General features: G+C 74.1%; 15 protein-coding genes. 4 read left to right on the top strand and 11 right to left on the bottom strand.

Going from position 1 to position 19,076, the window contains the following annotated elements; all coding sequences use genetic code 11:
• Positions 1–12: 12 nt before the first annotated feature.
• The 6 genes from IE178_RS02760 to pgfA all read right to left on the bottom strand — a co-directional run bounded on the left by IE178_RS02760 (position 13) and on the right by pgfA (position 9,537).
• Positions 13–750, bottom strand: coding sequence for a class I SAM-dependent methyltransferase (locus IE178_RS02760; RefSeq protein ID WP_193511148.1), 738 nt, complete (start codon positions 748–750; stop codon positions 13–15).
• Positions 747–2,006, bottom strand: coding sequence for a condensation protein (locus tag IE178_RS02765; protein WP_193511149.1), 1,260 nt, complete (start codon positions 2,004–2,006; stop codon positions 747–749). The genes IE178_RS02760 and IE178_RS02765 overlap by 4 nt, the downstream gene beginning before the upstream one ends.
• Entirely contained in the window at positions 2,003–6,340 is a 4,338-nt protein-coding gene (locus IE178_RS02770; RefSeq protein WP_193511150.1) for an alpha-(1->3)-arabinofuranosyltransferase domain-containing protein, read from the bottom strand. Before IE178_RS02770 ends, IE178_RS02765 begins: the two co-directional genes overlap by 4 nt.
• Complete coding sequence (locus tag IE178_RS02775) at positions 6,337–7,110, bottom strand: class I SAM-dependent methyltransferase (protein ID WP_184760766.1); 774 nt, start codon at positions 7,108–7,110, stop codon at positions 6,337–6,339. Before IE178_RS02775 ends, IE178_RS02770 begins: the two co-directional genes overlap by 4 nt.
• A gap of 80 nt (positions 7,111–7,190) precedes the next feature.
• Complete coding sequence (locus IE178_RS02780) at positions 7,191–8,330, bottom strand: glycosyltransferase family 4 protein (protein WP_193511151.1); 1,140 nt, start codon at positions 8,328–8,330, stop codon at positions 7,191–7,193.
• A 220-nt stretch (positions 8,331–8,550) separates the two neighbouring features.
• On the bottom strand, positions 8,551–9,537 hold the full coding sequence (gene pgfA, locus IE178_RS02785; protein WP_193511152.1) for a cell envelope lipid trafficking protein PgfA: 987 nt from the start codon (positions 9,535–9,537) through the stop codon (positions 8,551–8,553).
• A 218-nt stretch (positions 9,538–9,755) separates the two neighbouring features.
• Between pgfA and IE178_RS02790 the strand changes: the two genes are divergently transcribed.
• The 4 genes from IE178_RS02790 to IE178_RS02805 all read left to right on the top strand — a co-directional run bounded on the left by IE178_RS02790 (position 9,756) and on the right by IE178_RS02805 (position 12,976).
• A complete protein-coding gene (locus IE178_RS02790) occupies positions 9,756–9,908 on the top strand; it encodes a hypothetical protein (RefSeq protein ID WP_184760769.1) in 153 nt (50 codons plus the stop codon).
• A gap of 3 nt (positions 9,909–9,911) precedes the next feature.
• A complete protein-coding gene (locus IE178_RS02795) occupies positions 9,912–11,159 on the top strand; it encodes a PucR family transcriptional regulator (protein WP_184760770.1) in 1,248 nt (415 codons plus the stop codon).
• Positions 11,160–11,351: 192 nt separating this feature from the next.
• Positions 11,352–12,125: an IclR family transcriptional regulator gene (locus IE178_RS02800; protein ID WP_193511153.1), complete on the top strand. Its 774-nt coding sequence runs from the start codon at positions 11,352–11,354 to the stop codon at positions 12,123–12,125.
• The gene (locus IE178_RS02805; protein WP_184760772.1) at positions 12,122–12,976 is read left to right on the top strand and encodes an SMP-30/gluconolactonase/LRE family protein; all 855 of its coding nucleotides are present in this window, start codon (positions 12,122–12,124) and stop codon (positions 12,974–12,976) included. The genes IE178_RS02800 and IE178_RS02805 overlap by 4 nt, the downstream gene beginning before the upstream one ends.
• Before the next feature lie 47 nt (positions 12,977–13,023).
• Here the strand turns inward: IE178_RS02805 and IE178_RS02810 are convergent, their stop codons facing one another.
• The 5 genes from IE178_RS02810 to IE178_RS02830 all read right to left on the bottom strand — a co-directional run bounded on the left by IE178_RS02810 (position 13,024) and on the right by IE178_RS02830 (position 18,818).
• On the bottom strand, positions 13,024–14,427 hold the full coding sequence (locus tag IE178_RS02810; RefSeq protein ID WP_193511154.1) for an FAD-dependent monooxygenase: 1,404 nt from the start codon (positions 14,425–14,427) through the stop codon (positions 13,024–13,026).
• Positions 14,417–15,616 carry an MAB_1171c family putative transporter gene (locus IE178_RS02815; RefSeq protein WP_193511155.1) on the bottom strand — a complete coding sequence of 400 codons (1,200 nt, stop codon included), beginning with the start codon at positions 15,614–15,616 and terminating at the stop codon, positions 14,417–14,419. Before IE178_RS02815 ends, IE178_RS02810 begins: the two co-directional genes overlap by 11 nt.
• A gap of 139 nt (positions 15,617–15,755) precedes the next feature.
• On the bottom strand, positions 15,756–16,943 hold the full coding sequence (locus IE178_RS02820) for an MAB_1171c family putative transporter (RefSeq protein ID WP_193511156.1): 1,188 nt from the start codon (positions 16,941–16,943) through the stop codon (positions 15,756–15,758).
• Positions 16,940–17,464, bottom strand: a complete 525-nt coding sequence (locus tag IE178_RS02825) for a toxin (RefSeq protein WP_193511157.1) — start codon at positions 17,462–17,464, stop codon at positions 16,940–16,942. The genes IE178_RS02820 and IE178_RS02825 overlap by 4 nt, the downstream gene beginning before the upstream one ends.
• A gap of 91 nt (positions 17,465–17,555) precedes the next feature.
• The gene (locus tag IE178_RS02830; RefSeq protein ID WP_193511158.1) at positions 17,556–18,818 is read right to left on the bottom strand and encodes an MAB_1171c family putative transporter; all 1,263 of its coding nucleotides are present in this window, start codon (positions 18,816–18,818) and stop codon (positions 17,556–17,558) included.
• Between the last annotated feature and the right edge of the window lie 258 nt (positions 18,819–19,076).

Here is a 19,076-nt window from a genome sequence, read left to right on the forward strand (position 1 = left end):
CCCCCGGCCCCCTCACGTCCGACGTGCGTGCAGCAGCAGGATCGACGCGAGCGGCGGCCTGGCACACGCCAGCCGGTCCAGCGCGCGCAGCGGACGCGGTACGCCGTGGAAGGGGGCCCCTTCGAGGCGTACGACGGTGAAGCCGGACGCGGTGACGAACTCCCGCAGCGCGCGGGCCGTGCAGAGCCGCAGATGCCCCACGACCCGCGTGCCCGGCCGGCCGTGGATGCCGCGCAGACTGACCTCGGAGAACACCGGCTGCACCCCGGCGAGCAGCAGCACCCGGTTGTACCAGGCGGCCAGGTTCGGCGTGGACAGCATCAGATGGCCGCCGGGGCGCAGCACGCGGCGGATCTCGTCGAGCGCCGCGTCCGGGTCGACGAGGTGCTCGATCACCTCGCTGAACAGGACCGCGTCGGCCGACCCGGCGGCGAACGGCAGCCCGCCGCCGGTGAGTTCGCCGCGCACCGCGTACGGCAGCCGGGTGCGGGCGCGGGCCAGGGCGTCCTGGGACCAGTCGACGCCGACGATGCGGTGGCCGCGCAGGTAGGGGGCCGCGGTGGCGGCGGCCGTGCCGTCGCCGCAGCCGATGTCGAGGATCGTGCGCGGGCCGCCGTGGCCGGCCGGGCCGAGCGCGCGGGCCAGCATGCGGGCCTGGCGGCGGCTGCGGGAGGGGCCCGACGCCACGGGGACCGCCGGGTCCTCGTAGAAGTCGCGCAGTGCGCGGGGCGGGGGTGCGGTGGTCGTCACTCGGTCGCCTCCGTGGTGTGCAGATGGTGTGCGAACAGGTCGCGCAGGCGGGCGCCGTCGCCGTGGCCGAGCAGCGCCCGGGACCAGCGCAGGGCCAGATGGAGCCGGCCCGCGGTGGAGGCGGTGGTGACGGTGAGACCACGGGGCATCCGGGCCGGCGCCGAGAACCACACCGCGCCCGCCCGGCCCGCCTCCTCGCCGAAGTCGAGCGGGTAGGGGACCCGGCCGATGTTGCTGAGCAGTGTCGTCGACGTCCACGGCGCCGCCGCCCTGCGCAACGCCCGGGTGAGCGCGGCACGGCAGCCGACCGGCGCCCAGGGCGCGGTGAGCAGGGTGGCGCCGTGGCCGAGCTGCGGGCGCGGGAGGGACTTCAGGGCACGGGTGCGTGTCGCCGTGCGGCGCAGCAGTCCGGGCATCTGGGCGGGGTCCAGTTCCTCCGGCGCGAAGGGCACTTCGACCAGCCGGGTGCCGTTGCCGATGGGCATCGTGGTGTCCCGGGGACGGTCGTCGACCGGCATGGTGATGCGCAGGGGACGGCGGGGTGCGCCGTGCTCCCGGTTCCAGTGGGCGATGGTCAGCGCGGTGGTGACCATCAGCTGGTCGTTGACCGTGTACGGGGCGCCCCTGGGGCGGCGCGGCAACGGGAGTTCGGCGACGAGGAGGCCGTTGCCGGGCGAGAGCTCGGGGGTGCCGGGGGCCACGCGGGCCGGCGGGGACCAGGCGGAGGGGGCGTCCGGCGGGCCCTGCGGTGCCCCGGGGGGACGTACGGGCGGGGCGGCGGGGGAGTTGTCCCGGCCGCCGTAGAGCTCGGCGGCGGTGGCCAGGACCCGGAGGCAGGCGGGGCCGTCCAGGGCGGTGTGGTTGATGGTGAGGAAGAGGACGGTCCCCTGCCCGTCCGCCACCACCTCCAGCCGGACCGGCGGGGACGCGGTGAGCGGGGGCGCCTGGGCCAGCGCCCGGGTCCGGGCGTCCCGCAGCGCGTCCTTCCCCGGGGCCGGGAAGCTCACCACCTCCATGTCCGGCTCGTCGGTCAGCTCCCATTCGTAGCGGCGCCGGTACCAGGGGCCCGGCGCCTCGCGCACCAGGACGCGCGGATGCCGTCGCAGGGCCTCGGTGAACGCCTTGCGTATCCGGGCGGGCTCCAGGGGCCCGGGGAGGTGCACCTCGATGTGCACCGTCTCCGGCTCCTCCTCCTGGAGACAGTGCCGGGCCACCTCGTCGACGACGGGGAACGGGATGCGCGGGGGTGCGCTCATACGGCCCCGCCCCGCTGTCGTGGCACGTCCGTTCCGGTGGCGGAGGGGGGTACCGGTGGGCGTGTTCCGGTGGTGGAGGGGGGCGCCGGTGGGTGTGTTCCGGCGGCGGGCGGTGGCACCGGTGGTCGCGGGCCGGTGGCCGCCGTGACCGCGGGCAGTACCGCCGTGGAGCCCGGCTCGTCCGGGTGGCCGTCCGCGCGGTCGCCCGGCTCCCGCGCCCGGCCGCGGGACTCGCCGAGAGTCACCAGGGCCGCGAACAGGCCGAGCAGGGACAGCAGTTGGGCCGTGTGGCCGAAGGCGCCCCCGCCCGCGCCCACCGGCTCGCCCGCCCCGAACGCCGCCGCGACGCCCGCTCCCGCGAGCGCGGCGAACGCGACCGGCACCAGCAACGCGGGCCGGCGCCGCGCGAGCAGCGCCAGGGCCGGTACCAGCAGCGCCCACCAGCCCGCGATCACCACGCCGACCAGCGTCAGGGCCACCGCGCCGAGCCACACCCCGGGCGCCGGCGGAACCGGCTGCGGCGCGTCGGGGTTGGCGGCGTCGCGCCGCCACAGCACCAGCCCGACCAGCACCGCGATCCCCACACCGCTTCCGATCAGCCCGGCGTCGTACGTCGTCGCCGGCCCGTAGGACAGCTTCACCGTGCCGCCCGCGCCCGCCGGGATCCGCCAGCCCTGCTGCCAGCCGTCCAGCCGCAACGGCGTGAGCTCCTCGCCGTTCAGCGTGGCCGTCCAGCCGTCGTTGTGGTTCTCGTACGTCGTGAGGTACGAGGCCGCTCCCGAGCCGACGCTCACCTCGCGGCGGTCGCCCAGCCAGTCCCGTATCCGCAGCTCACGACCGGAGGTCGCGGCCTGGGGCACGGTCCCGCGGGTCAGCGTCACGTCGGTCACCGCCAGCGGACCCGCGTCACCGCCCTCGACCCGGTGCGCTCCCGCCGGCAGCTCCACCTCCCGGTCCGCCCGGCCGTCCCGGCACAGCGTCACCTCGACCGGGCGCCGCTCCACCAGGTCCCGTACCGTCCCGCGCACGCTCGTCCCGTACAGCTCGCCGTCCACCGCCAGCACCGGACCCTTGCCGCACTCCAGCGACACCTCACGGGTGCCGGACGGCCGCGGGGTGCGGTACTGGTCGAGGGCGGGGACGTACGCCTCGGTCAGCCCCACCGGCAACTGCAGGTCCTCGTCGACCACGGGGTTGTGCAGGGTGAGCGGGGCGGTCCCGGTGACCGTGATGTCGAGGCGGTCGGTGGTGATCGGCGGGAAGCGGACCATGCCGTTCTCGTCGACGCCCGCGATCGCCGCGCCGTCCGGGGAGCTGATGTGCACCTCGGCGGCGCGCGCGGACAGCCCACCGGCCGGGGCCAGCACCACTTCCCCGACCGGCCGCTTCCCGGACCAGGTCAGATGGACGGTGGGCCGGTCGCCCGCGATCCACGCCGTGGTCAGGTCACCGTCGGTCAGATTGCGCGCGGACAGCCCCGCGCCCAGCCGTGCCGTGGAGTCGGCGGTGGCGACGATCCGGTTCCGCTGCTCGGGCGCCACCTCGTACAGCAGCCGGTCCAGTGCCTCGCCCGGCACCGCCACCGCGCTCGCCCGCACCTCGTACGTCCCCGCCGTGGCCGTGTCGAACCGGCGGTGCAGCCCCGTCTCGCCGCCCGTGAGGGACAGCCCGGTGGGGTCGGCGGCGCGGTGCAGGGAGACGACCTGGGCGGAGGCCGTGGAGTCCGCCGCGTCGGTGGGCAGCCGCAGCAGCCGGGTCACCTGTACGCCGGGCAGGTCGATCTCGGAGAAGCCCGCCCCGGTGAGACCGGAGCGCTCGGCCGTCGAGTCGACGATCGTCAGCCTCATCCAGCCGGTCGGGCCCGCGGGCGCCTTGATCCGCTGCCCGGTGCCGTCGGCCCGGAGGAATCCGGTCACGGACCCGTTCTCGGTCTCCACCCGCAGCCGGGTGGCCGCCGCCCGGACACCGTCCTGCGGCAGCGGGGTGACCCCGACGGACTCCGGCATGTCGTACGTGCCGTCGAAGGCGATGCGCAGCCACTGCCCGTCCGGGGAACCGGCCGAACCCTCCGCCCACGCGGTGTCCGGGTCGCCGTCGAAGGCGTTCACCGGGTCGTACCGCGGCAGATGGAACAGCCAGTTGCCGTAGGAGGACGCCGTCACCGCGCGGGCGCCGCGCAGTTCGGCCACCGTCTGGTGTTCCTGCCCCTCGGTCGGCAGGATCTGGTGCGGCGGCTCACCCGCGTCCTGCGCGGCGTCCGGCGCATTGCGCTCGCCGCGCGTGTACGTGTACGACGTGTTCGCGTTGACCAGCCCGAACCGGGTGTCCGCGCGCCGCATGCCGTCACCGGTCACCTGCACCGGCGGGGTGCCGAGCCCGGGACGGCGGTCACCGGTCAGCACGGCGGGCCGGCCGCGCAGCTCGTCCGCCAGCGGCAGCAGCGCCTCGGGCCCGCCGGACACCACGGCGGTGTCGGCGATCGGCGCCAGCCCGGCCTGCCCCGGACGCGGGACGTCCGCGCCCGCCGGACGGTAGATCTCCACCGCCCGCTGCCGCGGATACAGGCCCTCGACCTGGAGCGGGGTGTCGTGCGCGATCACCCCGCCCGTCATCAGCGGGCCGAGCCCGGTCACCCGCTCGTACCCCGACTGCTCCAGCGTGCGCTTGACCGTCGTCGTGGGCACGTAGCCGATCCGGTCGGGGTCGAGATCGTTGCGGACGACGACGTGGAAGACGCCCGCACGGCTCAGGTAGTCGGCGAGTCCCGGCACTTCGCCGCCGGTGAGCAGGGCCTGCTCGACCGCGTCCATGGCGCGCCGGTTGCCGGGGGTGCCGAAGGGCACGTAGTCGCGCTGCGCCCAGCGGGAGTCGGCGACCGCGTCCAGCGGCTGGTCGATGGTCGATCCCCAGGTGTGGATGCCGTGCGCGGTCGCCGGGACCACCAGGGCGCGGGAGTCGGGGGAGTGCTTCTCCAGCCAGTCGGCCGTGGACTGCCAGTACTTGGGGATCTCCTGGAAGGAGCCGGCACCGAGGATCGAGCCATTGAGATACGGCCACATCAGACCCGGCAGGATCAGGACCGCGGCGGCCAGTGGCGCGAACCGCCGGCCGCGCACCCGGTGCGCCCCGCGCGGCTCGGCCGCCGCGCCCGCCAGGTGCGCGAGCCCCAGCACCAGCGCCAGCGCGAGCCCCGTCTGGAACTTGTAGACGTTGCGGAACGGCGCCAGCCACCCGTCCAGCCAGTCCTGCACCACCGAGTGGAACGGCGCGCCGAACGCGCCCCCGTACCCGGCGAGCAGCACCAGCGCCGCCACCAGCACGGTCAGCACCAGCCAGCGCCGCTCCGGCACGTCCCGCCGGGCCAGCCCCGCGAGCCCCAGCCCGGCCGCGAGCGCCGAGCAGACGATGACCGGCGCCGAGGACGCCACCGTCCACCCGGCCGGCAGCCACGCCTCACCGAAGTGCAGATACGCCACCCAGTTCCCGGCGCCGCGCAGCGCCTCCGTCGCCGCCATGGTGTCGGTCGTGGTCCGCGAGGTCTCGATGTAGGGGAGGAAGTTCTCGCCGTGGACCCCGAGCAACAGCAGCGGGATCCACCACCACGCCGTCGCCACCATCACCGCGGGCGCCCACCAGGCGATCAGCCCGCGCCGCCGCGGACCCGGCGGGCGGGAGAGCAGATACAGGCCGACCGGAAGCAGGGACGCCAGGGTCGAGGCCGCGTTGACGCCGCCCATGAACGGCACGAGCAGCGCCGAACGCAGCGCCGCGACGCGGGCCGCGTACCGCTCGTCCGTCAGCGGCAGCAACACCCAGGGCAGGAGCGCGCCCGGCAGCGCGGCGGCCGACGTCGAACCGACGACCGTCGTGAACACCGGCCACAGCGCGTACGCCACCGCCGCGAGCAGCCGGGACGCCCCGCTGCCCACGCGCAGCCGCTCCGCCAGCCGCAGCGCGCCCCAGAACGCGACCGACACGATCAGCGACAGCCACAGCCGCTCCGCCAGCCACACCGGCAGCCGCACCAGGTCGCACAGCCAGTAGAACGGCAGCATCGGCCACAGATAACCGGCGTACTGGTCGGAGATTCCGCCGAAGGAGCCCCGGTCCTGCCACAACTGGCCCAGATCGGCGAGGAACCGCCCCGGGTCGACGGTGACGCCGAGCTTGGTGTCGAAGGTCTGCCGGCCCGGCTGCACCGCCAGGAACAGGACGAACACCACGGCCCAGAAACCGAGCAGCCAGCGGCGCGAGCGCGGGCCCTCCGGGGGCCCCGAGGTGGTCGCACGGGTGGGGACGGCTGCCGGAGGGGGAGCCTGGACCGTGGTCGTCATGCGGGACACCGCCGGAGGATGAGGAGGAGGTTCCAGGTGGCGAATTCGCGGAGTCCGGGCACCTTGACCACGGTCTCCGGGAGGAACGGCCAGTAGCGGGAGCGCGCCGAGACGATCCGCACGTCGTCACGGGCGCGCACCTGCCGCAGGGTGGTGCCGATGTGCACGGCGAAGAGGTTCTCGCCGAGCGTGTGCTTGGCGGGCCTGCCGGTACGGCGCCGGTAGCGGGCGCGGGCCCGCTCGGCGCCCAGGTAGTGCCAGGGCGCCCACTCGTGACCGCCCCACGGGGAGAGCCAGTTGGTGAACGACACGTAGATCAGACCGCCCGGCCGGGTCACCCGCGCCAGCTCGCTGAGGAAGGTCTGCGGATCGGCCACGTGCTCCAGGACGTTGGAGGAGAACGTGACGTCCGCCGACCCGTCGGCCAGCGGCAGCAGATACCCGTCCGCGACCACGGTCCCGTCGGGCGGCTTCGCGCCGAGTTCCCGCACATCGGGTTCGAAGAGATAGCAGTGCCCGCCGCGCCGGCGGAACTCCTCGGTGAAGTACCCGCTGCCCCCGCCGACATCCACTACGACCCGCCCGGCCACGGCCCCGCCGTACGCCTCGACCTGGTCGACGGCATCCCGGGCGAGCAACGAGTAACAGCCATCGGGATCCACCGGCTCCCGCAAAAACGCCCGGAAGAGAGCGAGAGACCGCCGAAGGGACGGATCCTCGAAACGTCCGTGCGGCACCACGCCCCTGCGGGGGCGCGGGGCCGTGTCCATGTGCGGCTTCGCCGCGGGGCGCGACCCGCCACGACGCGGCCGCAGCCGCGCAACGACCTCACCGCCCCGGCGCCAGGGCGTCATCGAACAGCCTCCCGGGCCACGGCCCGGAACTCCCGCACCGTGTGCTCCCAGCGATAGCGAGCCGCATGCTCCAGTGCGGCCTTGCCCATCGACTCCCGTCGCTCGGCGTCCAGCGCCACCGCGCACCAGGCAGCCGCGAACGACGACTCCCCCCGCGCCAGCACTCCCGTCTCGCCGTCCCGTACGGAGTCCCGCAGCCCGGGTACGTCGAAGGCGACCGTCGGGGTGCCGCGCGCGGCGGCCTCGGTGACCACCAGGCCCCAGCCCTCCACCGCGGAGGGGTGCAGCAACAGCCAGGCCGCGCAGAGCAGCCGGTGCTTCTCCGCCTCGGAGACGTGTCCGGTGAACTCGACTCCCGGGCCGGCCGGCCGCTCCAGCCGCTCCCGTTCCGGCCCGTCGCCGACGATCACGAGCCGGCCGCCGGTGACCGGCCGCACCCGCTCCCACAGGCGTAACAGCAGATCGATCCGCTTGTACTCGACGAGCCGGCCCACCGCCACGAACAGCGGCTCGGGGGAGCGCTCGGCGCGCGGGCCGGGGTCCGTCACGCCGTTGTGCACGACCCGGATCCGCTCCCGCGGTACGCCGATCCCGTGCAGGGCGCGGGCCGTCGACGCGGACACGGCGACGACCGGCCCGCGCTGCCGCGCGCCGGTGAGCGCCCAGTGCTCGAGTCTTCGCCCGATCCGCGCGGCCGGGGCCAGCGGGCCGCCGAACCGCATCCGCCACAGATCGGTGTGCACATGGTTGACCAGGCACAGCGTGGGCCCGTGATGCCACAGCGGCGCCAGATAGGGCACGCCGTTGCACACCTCGACCAGCAGATCGCAGTCGCCGACCTGACGGGCGAAGGCGGAACGGGCGCGCAGATAGTGGTCGTACGTTCCGCCCGCCGACACCACCCGGTAGTCACGGAAGGCCGCGGGGCCCCCGCACAGCAGGGTGACCTGGTGGCCCAGGCGGGTCAGGCCGTCGGCGAGCCGGTCGACCAGCAGCTCGGAGCCACCTGCCGCCGGATTGCCCAGGTCGCGGTGGGCGAGGAAGACGATCCGGCGCGGATGCGGGGGGAGCGCCGGAGTGTGCTGCGGCGCGCCGGGGGGCGCGGTACGCAGCGGGGACGGCACGTGCTGGGGCATCGGTGCTCCAACTCGTCTCGGGGTGCGGAACTCGGCGTGGGGACAGCCGGGAGGCAGGGGGTGGGGATGGGGGAGTCCGGCTGTGGTGACTCCGGGAGGTTCCTGGGCGGGGGGTGTGGACGGGCTGTGAGGGGTGGGGATGGGACAGTTTTCGCCCAGCCGTTCCCCACGGCTACTCACGGACGTGACAAATTCCGGCTTTGTTGAACCTGACGTCACGTCACTTCGTGAGGGTCGGCCGGGGCATACCGGACGTATCGGGACTTTCCTCCGCCCTCCGCCCACGGACCACCAGGACGGCGCCGATCACCGCGAGGACGGTTCCCGCCGCAGCCGCCCCGATGGGCAACGTCTCGCCCAGCAACCGGAGTTGGTCACTGTCGCGCTTGGCCTGCCGCACGGCCTCCCGCTGCGTCCGTGTCGTGAAGGCGACCTTCTCGGTGTCCAGCAGCACCGCCGCGTCCTTCGTCCCGCCGGGCGCCCGCAGGGTCCGCCGGGGGCCGGTCCGCGCGTACAGCACCCGGCCGGTGCGCTGGTCCACGATCAGCTCCACGCCGTGGTTGGCGTACCACTCCTCGGCCAGCACCTGCGGCCGGTCCGGCTGACCCACGATGCTGCCCGGCACCAGCCGGGTGCCGGTCTTCGTCGGCGGCACCGAACCGGTGAACCGGTACCCGGTGTGGCCCTGGACCTTCTCCGTGCCCCGGTGGCGCAGCACCACCGTGTCGCCGAGGGTGTTGTCCCACCACTGGTAGGAGCGTTTCTGCACGTCGAACGGGAACTTCAGATAGGCCTCGCCCTCGATGTGCGGTGTCTCCTCGCAGCAGTGCACCGGCTCGGTGGTCCTGCGGTCCAGCACCCAGCGGTGCGGGGTGAAGTCCAGCGCGTCATGCGGATCGGCGGCCGGCAGCGACGTGTCCGTGTCGACCGAGGTCGTCACGTCCCACACCGCGTTTCCGCTGCGCTCGCTCTCCTCGACGTTGCCGCGCACCCGCTGGGTGACGGTGATGTTCTGGTCGGGCACGGTCTCGATCCGGTCGAGGTCGAAGACGCTGCCCCGGCCGGTGTAGACGGCGGTGGTGTCGATGTCGATCGGGTTCACCGCGGCCCGCGGGTGCACATACCAGGCGAGCAGCGGCGCCAGCACCAGGAGGAATGTGCCGAGACCCAGCAGGACCAGGGAGAAAGGGGAAGCGGTACGGCGCATCCGGGCACTCCAGAGACTTGGGACGGCGCGACACGGACCGGCCGACGCCGTGGGCGTAAGTGCGCGTACGGGAGGTTCCCCACCCCCTCTGGGCCGGGAACGGTAGGCGCCCCTTGACGGGGTGTCAATGTCGTGTCGACACTGTGGACACGACGCGTGGGGGTGGTCGGTCACCGTGCGGGGGTGGGGAACCTCCCGACAGAGAGGCTGACCCTGCGATGTCCAGACTGCTCGCCGCCACCCTGACGGTCGCGCTCGCCGCGGTCCTCGCCGTGGGCGCCGCCCTCGGTGTCGTGGCCCTGCTCGAAGCCCGGCCCGACCAGCCCAACACCCCGTTGATCACCTACGAGCGAGCCGGTCAGGGGAGTTGACCCGTGACGGCGTCCCGAGCCCTCACGGCCCGCTCCGCCTGGCACGACGTGCCGCGCCACCAGGTGCGCCGGTTCGCCGAGGTCGCCCTCGCCGAGGCACCCGCGCTCGCCGGGGAGATCATGAGCGAGATCCGGCGCGAGTACCCGCACCTGCCCGTCGTCCTGGACGACTCCGGCGAGCCCATGGCCCTGGTCGGCATCCGGCGCGCCATCGAGGCCTTCGTCCGGCACCTGGAGCAGGCGGACCACTCGGCGGGCCGGCCGACCGTACCGCCGGACGTCTTCCAGGAATTCGGGCGCGGCGAGGGCCTGCACGGACGGTCGCTGGACTCGCTCCAGGCGATCTACCGCATGGGCGTCCGCCTCGCCTGGCGCCGTTTCGCCGACATCGGCCAGCGCGTCGACATCCCGCCGCCCGCCATGTACGAACTGGTCGACGCCGGCTACGAGTACCTCGACGGCCTGGTCGACCAGTCGGTGCGCGGATACGCCGAGGCCGCCGCCCGCCAGGCCGGTGAACGGCTGCGGCTGCAACGCCGCCTGATGGAACTGCTGCTCGCCGAGCACCACCGGGGTGATCCGGCCGACGCGCTCGCCGAGCGGGCCGCCCGGATCGGCTGGCCGCTGCCCGGCAGGGTCGCGGTGGGTGTGCTGCTGCGCCCGGCGCGGGAGGCGGTGGCGCCCGCGGTGGGGCAGGAGGTGCTGCTCGACATGGAGTACGAGCTGCCCCGCATGGTCGTGCCCGAACCGGACGCGGCGGGCCGCCCGGAACTGCTGCACCGCGCGCTCACCGGCTGGTCCGGGGCGATCGGACCGCCGGTGCCGCTCGCCGACGCGGCGAAGTCGCTGCGCTGGGCGGAGGCGGCGGTACGGCTGATGGTGCGCGAGCTCCTGCCGGCCGGTGAGGTGCTGCACTGCACCGAGCACACCGAGGCGCTGGTGCTGCTCCAGCCGGAGGAACTGATCGACGACCTCGCGCTGCGCTGCCTGGCCCCGCTGACCCACTGCGGTCCGACGCACGGCCGGCGGCTCGCGGAAACGTTACTGGCGTGGCTGGAGACGCGGGGCGGGGCGCCGGAGGTAGCGGCCCGCCTGGGCGTCCACCCGCAGACCGTCCGCTACCGCCTCCGCCAGATCCGCGAACTGTGGGGCGACGAGATCGACGACCCGGACCGCCGCTTCGAACTGGAACTGGTGCTGAGGGCCCAGCGGCTCCGCGGCGAACTGGGGGGTCCCCGCGCACGACGATGACCGTGGGCAGTGGCGGTGGCCGGGCAGTGGCGGTGGACGTGCTCACCGCGGGTGGTGCCGGGCGTGCCCCGTGTATCCGGGCCATTGCCCGGTACGGCCCGTATGGCTAGCCTGTGTGTTCGCCATTCCGATCGCCTGTTGAAATCTCGAACGAACCGCAGGCGCCTGAGACACATAGGGAGGGGGCCGGTCGTGGGACGCCTTGTACCAGCCGTGACCCGGGCTCTCGACATTCTCGAGCTCTTCCTCGACGGGGACGGAACACTCTCCGCCCCCGACATCGTGCGCAGGCTCCAGCTGCCGCGCACCACCGTCCACGAGCTGGTGACCACGCTCGCCGCCCGGAAGTACATCGTCCCGGTGGCGGGCCAGCCCGGACGCTACCGGCTCGGCGTACGCCCGTACCAGCTCGGCGCCCGCTACGCCGAGTACCTCGACCTCGCCGCCGAGGGCCAGCAGGTCGCCCGGTCCGTCGCCGAGACCTGCGACGAGACGGTGCACGTGGCGATCCTGGAGGACACCGACGTCATCTACATCGCCAAGGTCGACTCCACGCACGCGGTCCGCATGGTGTCGGCGGCCGGCCGCAGGCTGCCCGCCCACTGCACCTCCGTCGGCAAGATGCTGCTGGCCTCCCTTCCCGAGCCGGAGCTCACCGCACGCATCCCCGACGACGCGGAGCTGGTCGCGATGACCCCCAACAGCATCACCGACCCGGCCGCCCTGCGCGAGACCCTGACCGAAATCCGCGCGCGGGGCGTCGCCGTGGAAAGCCGTGAGTCCAACCCGGACGTCAGCTGCGTCGCCGCGCCGGTACGCGACCGTACGGGACAGGTGGTCGCCGCGCTGTCCATCTCCGTACCGATGATCCGCTGGAGCGACGGGCGGCTGGGCGAGCTGGAAGAGCTCGCCGTGAAGGGTGCCGCCGAACTGTCCGAGCGCCTGGGCCACCGGAGCGTCGCATGACGAACACGTTCGAGGTGGCCGTCCGGGCCGAGGCGACCCTGGGCGAGGGCCCCACCTGGGACCCGGCGACGGGCCGCCTGCTGTGGATCGACATCCTCGGCTCCCGCGTCCACACCTACGACCCGGCGACCGGCCGGCGCACCCTGCGCCGCACCGACCAGCACGTGGGCGCCGTCAAGCCCCGCGCGGGCGGCGGCCTCGTCCTCAACCTGCGGGACGGGATCGGCCTGATCGACCCCGACGACACCTTCCGCTGGCTGCGCCGCGAGGTCGTCCCCGGCCGCCGCGGCAACGACGCCGCGGTCGCCCCCGACGGCAGCCTCTGGGCGGGCACCATGCGCTACGACGAGGCACCGTACGGCGGCACGCTCTCCCGCGTCACCGGCGACGGCACGGTCCACGTCCTCCTCGACGACGTGGCGGTGAGCAACGGCACCGGCTGGAGCCCCGACGGCCGGCTGATGTACTACATCGACTCACCGACCCGCCGCATCGACGTCTTCGACGTCGGCGCGGCGGACGGCAGGATCACCGGCCGCCGCTGCCTGGTCACGATCGAGGAGGGCGCCGGCTTCCCCGACGGCCTCACCGTCGACGCCGACGGCTGCGTCTGGGTCGCCCTGTGGGACGGCGGCGCGGTACGCCGCTACACCCCGGCGGGCGACCTGGACCGCGTGATCCCGCTCCCCGTCCCCCGTGTCACGGCCTGCGCCTTCGGGGGCCAGGACCTGACCGACCTGTACATCACCACGGCCCGGGTGGGACTGACGGCACCGCATCCCCTCGCGGGTTCGCTGCTGGTGGTGCCGGGCGCGGGCAAGGGCGTGGCCCAGCCGTCGTTCGCGGGCTGACCCCCGCCCGCCGGATCACCCGCCCGCCCGATCGCGCCCCCGCCCGATCACACGCCCGTACGGTCGAGGCCCCGGAGGACTTCCCGTTCGCCCGGGGTCAGCGGGGGCTCGGTCGACGGCGGCAGCGGGGAGCCGACGAGGGCCGCCAGGACCGCGCCGGGGTGGAACATGCGGGTCGGCGGCGTGCGCAGGCTGGTGACGTCCCAGATCGCCGAGGCCGCCGCGTACGAGCCGGTGGCCGCCTTCATCATGCGGCGCGTGTACGCCGTGACGACGCGGTCGGCCGCGGTCGGACGGCCGCCGCGCGCCCCCGGGTAGAGCACGTCCTGGCCGACGGCCATGGACCACGCCGGGTCCGCCGAGCGCGCCGCGCCCCGCAGCACCCGCCGGGCGAGACCGGGCGCGGTGAGAGCCCCGGCCCGGTTCAGCTCCCGGTCGAGGACCCGCGCGCCGAAGGCGGCCACCGACATGCCGTGCCCGTACGCCGGATTGAACGTGGCCAGCGCGTCCCCGAGCACCACGAACCCCTCCGGCCAGTGCGGCAGCTTCTCCAGGTAGCGCCGCACATTGCTGGTCGACCGGCTCAGATGCACATCGGTGAGCGGCTCCGCACCGGAGATCAGCCGTCCCACGATCGGGTCCGGCAGGTCGAGCGTGTACCGCAGGAACCCCTCCGGGTCCGCCGGCGGCTCACCACCGCGCGAGCCACCGCAGCTCACCAGCCAGCGGCCCCCCTCGATCGGCATGACCATGGCGCTCCGGGCCGGCCGGGACACATACGGATCGGCCTGCACGATCGTCAGCGGAAACCGTTCCGCGCCCGCCGGCACCCGGTACATCCGCGACGCGTTGACCAGCCCGGAGTCCACGGCCCGCTCCCGTACGCCGGACAGCCCGAGCCCGTCCAGCCAGCTGACGACCCGGCTCCCGCGTCCGCTCGCGTCGACGACCAGGTCCGCGTCGAGGCCGGCGTCCCCTCCGGGCGCCGCGATCCGCACCCCCCGCACCCGCTCCGCGGAGCCCGTCAGCCCCACCACCGCGGCCTTGCGGATCCGCACCGGCGCCTGTTCCCGTACCGCCGACCGCACCACCCAGTCCAGCAGCGCCCGGCTGCACGTCACCATGGCCGGGCCCTCGCGCCGCCACCGCCGCAGCCAGCCCTCGGGCGTGCGGGCCAGCATGCCCGAGCTGAGCGATATCTCGTGCGCCCCGGCGGCGAGCAGCCGCTCGCGCAGCCCGGCGCCCGGCAGCAGCTCCTCCATGGCGTGCATGCCGCCGGCCATCAGCAGATGCGCGTGCCGCCCCTGCGGCAGCCCCTTGCGGTGCTCCGGCCCTTCGGGCAGCTCGTCCCGGTCCACCACGACGACCTCGTCCACTCCCGCGGCGGACAGCACGGCCGCGGCCAGCATGCCGGCCAGACCGCCACCGATGACGACAGCTCTACGCGACATGGGGCTCCTCGGGTTCGGCCAGGGACGACGGGACAGCACCGCCGGGCGCGGCGGGTGCGGCGGGCGGGCGGGGCAGGGCCTGGGCCAGCTCCACCAGTCCGCCGGTGCCGGAGACCTCGGTCGCGTGCAGCCGGTACGTACCGGTGGTCCCGGGCGGTTCCTCGCGGGCGGCGGCCCGCCGCGCCGCGTCGGCGAGCATGGCCGCCTCCGCGGCGAGCCGGGCCCGGTGGGGGGAGTGGCCCGCGCGCAGGGCGGTGTCCCGCACCCGCTCACGGACCCGGTGGTCGAAGTAGGGCGCCAGCGCGAGCAGGGCGTCGTGGATCGACACCTCACGCCACTGGAGCCGTGCCTGGGGCGACTGCCACCAGCCGGTCGGCGGTTTGGGCGCGGTGGACACCGACTGCACGAGGGACCACAGCGGAGCCAGCCGCCGGTAGTCGCCCAGTCCCCGCCACTGGGCGAGTGCGGACGGCAGCAGCCTCGGCAGTACGAACCCCGCCGAACACATCAGCGCGGCCAGCGACGCCATCGGCGGGGCGAGCGTGGTGGACAGGAAGTCGAGGTCATGGCCCGTCCAACGCGCCACGATCGCCGTGTACTTGGCGAGCTGGAAGCCCACCACGTCCAGCAGCGCCCCCAGGAGGATCAGCCGCAGCCCGGTCCGCAGCAGCCCGCCGACCTCGCGCCCCCATTTGACGCAGACGGCGCACATCACCAGCATCGCCGTGCTGTGCCCGATCAGGTACAGCAGGATCATCTCCCGCATGAACGGGGTGTTGGCGTAGTACGTGTCGAGGTCGGTCAGCCGCTCGGTGTCCGCCTCGGCGAGCGAGAACAGCACGAGGATGGCGACCACCAGCAGGCCGTAGGCGGCCATGGTACGCAGCACCAGGCGCCGCACCCGCTCGCGCGAACCGCCCCGCCAGTTGATCAGCAGCACCAGCACGGCGCAGCTGTACGCGGAGAGCATGCCGTAGGTCATCGGGGCCCCGAAGTTGGGGACGCCGGTGAGCTCGTTGACGGTGCCGAGGGTGGCCGGGGCGGCGCAGACGAAGACCAGCGCGCCGAGGACGACCGCCACGCAGGTGGACAGGGTCAGCGGGTTCCGCATGGCCCTGCGAGGGCGGCGGAACAGCAGCACGAAGGTCATCCCGAACACGAAGGCCGCCAGATACACGACGAGGCTCATGCCGGACACCTCCCTCCGGCCGGGCCCGGCTCCCCGCACCCGGCCCGCCGCAGGCGAACCCCGGTGCGCGTGCGGTCCCGGGTGCCGCAGCGGCCCGCGGTGCTCCCGCGGTCCCCGGTACCGGCGCGGCCCCCGGCCCTCATACGGTCCCCGCCGTCGTCGTCGTCGCGCTCGGCACGGCGCAGGCCGCGGGTGCCGGGACGCCCCCGGTCAGCGCGTCGGCGATCCGGGCGAGGGCGGTCGGGTCCGGCATCCGGTCGAGGAGCCGGCCGGTGCCGTCGGGCGGCGGGACCTCCCGGCCCGGGTCCGCCTCGTACCGTACCGCCGCGGTGATCACCGCGGCCCAGGCGGCGGCCTCGGCCCGTTCCGCGTCACCCGTCGCCTCCAGCACACCGGCGCGGGTCCGGTCGTACACCTCCCGGTCGAAGTACGCGTCCAGGTGGCTCAGCGCGTTGTGGATGCTGGTCTGGCGCCACATCAGCCGGGTGGTGGGGGAGGCGAGCCGGGGCCGGGGCAGCCGCAGCGTCCGGCGGGTGAGCAGATCCTCCAGCGCGTGCTCCAGGGGTCCGAGCCGGGCGTACGTCCGCCGGGCCCGCCGCCACTCGGTCACCTGCGGCGTCATCAGCGGCACCAGCACGCCGACGACCGTCAGCAGGGCGCCGAGACCGGCGGCGGCCGGGGAGACGGTGGTGCCGAGCTGCGACCAGTCCCGCCCGGACCAGCGGGCGCCCACCGCGACCAGTTTGGCCACGCTGTAACCGGCGCCGCACAGCGAGCCGGTCCCGAGCAGGGCCAGCCCCGCCCGCAGCCCGCCCCGCACCCGGCGCGCCCAGCGCAGCGCCGACACCGCGGTGACGGTCACGGTGGTGAGGTGCGCGAACAGGTAGAGCACGATCATCTGGGAGATGAACGGGGTCGTCGCGTAGTAGGTGTCCAGGTCGGTGCGGCGCTCCACGGGCGCGTCCCCGAGGGTGAAGGTCGCCGCGATGGCGAGCACGACCACGGCGTAGGCGACCATCCAGCGGCGGGCGGTTCGGTGCACCCCGGGGCCTCCGCGCCAGTGCACGATGAGGACCTGTGAGGCGGCGCAGTACCCGGTGATCGCCACATAGGTGACCGGCGCCGCGAGGTTCGGCACCCCGCCGATCCGGTTGACCGCGCCGACGGTCGGCGGCGCGCCGAGGAAGAAGCACAGCCCGGCCAGCCCCAGCACCGCGCAGATCGCCCGCAGATAGGGATCGCGCCGGTGCCGCAGCAGATCGGGGGCCTTCACCAGCAGCCCCAGCCACAGCACCCCGCAGCTGACGTAGTTGATCAGGCCGCTCATCTCTTGGTCCCGCGGTAGTTGAGCGCGGCCCCGATGCGTCCGGCGAGGTCCTGCGGGTCCTCGGCGGCGCCGCCCTCCGCGACGAACACCGAGTCGGCGGAGGCGTCCAGCCAGGTGCGCAGCCTGCGGCCCATCAGCATGCCGAAGCGGTCCGCCTCCTGCTCCTCCGCGAGGCTGAAGTCGGTGCGCGCGGCGACCGGACGGGCCTCCCCACCCGTGGGTGAGGTGTCCGCCTGCCGGCGGCTCATGTGCCACACCTCGTGGCAGAAGATCACGATCTGGTGCCACACGGCGGCCCGTTCGTCCACCACCACGTCGTCATGGCTCTCGCGCTCCAGCCACAGCCCGCTCGCGGTGTGCGGCGGGAAGGAGGCGCGGTGGACGACCACCTCGCGTCCCCGCCACGCGCTGACGGAGGCGACGAGCGCATCGAACAGGACGTCGGGATCGGCCGGGACCGCCACCTGGATGGGGTCGATGAGGGCGTCAGCGAGACGACGCATCTCCTTCCTGGTACGCACCGCTGTCTCCCTGTTCCCCTGGGTGTGGCTCGGTCACCTGTGCAATATGCCAAGACGGGTGCCGTCCCGGCCAGTTCCGCGTGCGGGGCCGTCACTCGGTGACCGCCACGGTGTCCTCGGGTGCCACGGTGTCCTCGGGTGTCACGGCGCGGGCGCGGACCTCCCGGATCACGTCGGGGTGGCGCAGGGCGCGCGAGACGGCCCCGATCTCGCGGAGCAGGTCCGTGGTGTCGGGGTCGTGGCCGCCGTCGCGGCCCTCGCCGCACTCGGGGTTCCCTCCGCCCTCGACCGCGTCGAGGATCACCACGGCCGCCGCGAGCGCCCTCGCCCGCTCCGGCGGGAAACCCAGACCGAGGGCGGCGACGTACGACCTCTTCCGCAGCCGTTCGTCGGTGCGCCGGGCCAGCGGCAGCAGGACGTCACGGATGAAGGTCTCGCGGCGGGTCAGGCGCAGCTCGGCGCTGGCCCGCAGCACCAGCGGTACGCCGGCGCCGTGCACGGTCCGCATCAGCCGGTACAGCGGCCGCAGCCGGCGGTGGGCCCGGCGGATCCGCCAGCGCTCGTGCAGATACTGGCCGGCGTGCGGAAGGATGAAGCCGACCGCGATCGACACCGCCGACAGGCACGCCAGCGCCGGGGCCACGTTCAGACTGAGCCAGTCCAGGTCGTTCCCGGTCCAACGCGCCACCACGGCCGTGAGTTTGGCGGCGTCGAAGGCCAGGTTGAGCGCGTAGCCGACGCCCAGGAACTTCAGCCCCCAGCGCAGCCAGGCGTCGAGTCCGTCGGTGCGGATCCAGTTCCAGATCAGCTTCGAGGTGATGAGGGCGGCGGTGGTGTGCGCGAGGAGATACAGCAGGATCTCCTCGCGCATGAACGGCGTGCCGGCGTAGTAGGTGTCCAGGTCCCGGGTCCGTTCCACGGGTACGTCCGCGAGGGCGAACAGCACCCACAGCGCGACGATCACACCCCCGTAGACGGTGACCACCCAGCGGGTGGCCCGGCGCGTCGAGGCGGAGTGCTCGGGCAGGCCGTCGCGCCAGGCGATGATCAGCACCAGGCAGGAGCCGCAGAAAGCGGTCAGCAGTGAGTACACCCAGGGCGCCGAGATGTTCGGCACGCCGGTGACGCGGTTGACCCAGACGATCGTCGAGGGCGCGACGAACACGAACACCGCGCAGGCGAGCAGCAGCAGACCGCCGACCGCGCGCAGCAGCGGGTCCGTCCAGAGCCGGATGATCGTCGGCAGCTTGATGGCCAGGGCGGCGGCCAGGACGCCGGCCGGGATCCACCAGAAGGACGTGTAGAACTCGCTGAGGAACGAGGCCGGACCCATGGCCACGTCCGCGAACCCCATCGCGTCCCCCCGCTCCCACTCGCCGCCGCACTCGAGGCCGTTCGAGCCTACGTGGACGGAAGTGCCCGCGTCATGCGATCCATGACCGTTGTCCCACCCCGGATGACCGGATGAGGCCCGCCCGTGTGCGGAGGGGCGCGCGAGAAGTCCTGCCCCGAGTTCTTGTCCGAAGCATTGACGTGCCGACGCTTCACACCTACGGTCCGTTCGAAGTTACGAGCGCTATTCGATATGTCGAACATCGGGCAATCTATCTCC

It is taken from the genome of Streptomyces griseoloalbus, from assembly GCA_014650015.1.
Taxonomy (GTDB): domain Bacteria; phylum Actinomycetota; class Actinomycetes; order Streptomycetales; family Streptomycetaceae; genus Streptomyces; species Streptomyces griseoloalbus.

Bases quoted from the DNA above. Each gene is read 5' to 3' on its own strand.
- pgfA (WP_193511152.1), bottom strand. From the start codon at position 9,537: ATGCGCCGTACCGCTTCCCCTTTCTCCCTGGTCCTGCTGGGTCTCGGC.
- IE178_RS02770 (WP_193511150.1), bottom strand. From the start codon at position 6,340: ATGACGACCACGGTCCAGGCTCCCCCTCCGGCAGCCGTCCCCACCCGT.
- IE178_RS02780 (WP_193511151.1), bottom strand. From the start codon at position 8,330: ATGCCCCAGCACGTGCCGTCCCCGCTGCGTACCGCGCCCCCCGGCGCG.
- IE178_RS02765 (WP_193511149.1), bottom strand. From the start codon at position 2,006: ATGAGCGCACCCCCGCGCATCCCGTTCCCCGTCGTCGACGAGGTGGCC.
- IE178_RS02810 (WP_193511154.1), bottom strand. From the start codon at position 14,427: ATGTCGCGTAGAGCTGTCGTCATCGGTGGCGGTCTGGCCGGCATGCTG.
- IE178_RS02790 (WP_184760769.1), top strand. From the start codon at position 9,756: ATGTCCAGACTGCTCGCCGCCACCCTGACGGTCGCGCTCGCCGCGGTC.
- IE178_RS02815 (WP_193511155.1), bottom strand. From the start codon at position 15,616: ATGAGCCTCGTCGTGTATCTGGCGGCCTTCGTGTTCGGGATGACCTTC.
- IE178_RS02775 (WP_184760766.1), bottom strand. From the start codon at position 7,110: ATGGACACGGCCCCGCGCCCCCGCAGGGGCGTGGTGCCGCACGGACGT.
- IE178_RS02830 (WP_193511158.1), bottom strand. From the start codon at position 18,818: ATGGGGTTCGCGGACGTGGCCATGGGTCCGGCCTCGTTCCTCAGCGAG.
- IE178_RS02820 (WP_193511156.1), bottom strand. From the start codon at position 16,943: ATGAGCGGCCTGATCAACTACGTCAGCTGCGGGGTGCTGTGGCTGGGG.
- IE178_RS02805 (WP_184760772.1), top strand. From the start codon at position 12,122: ATGACGAACACGTTCGAGGTGGCCGTCCGGGCCGAGGCGACCCTGGGC.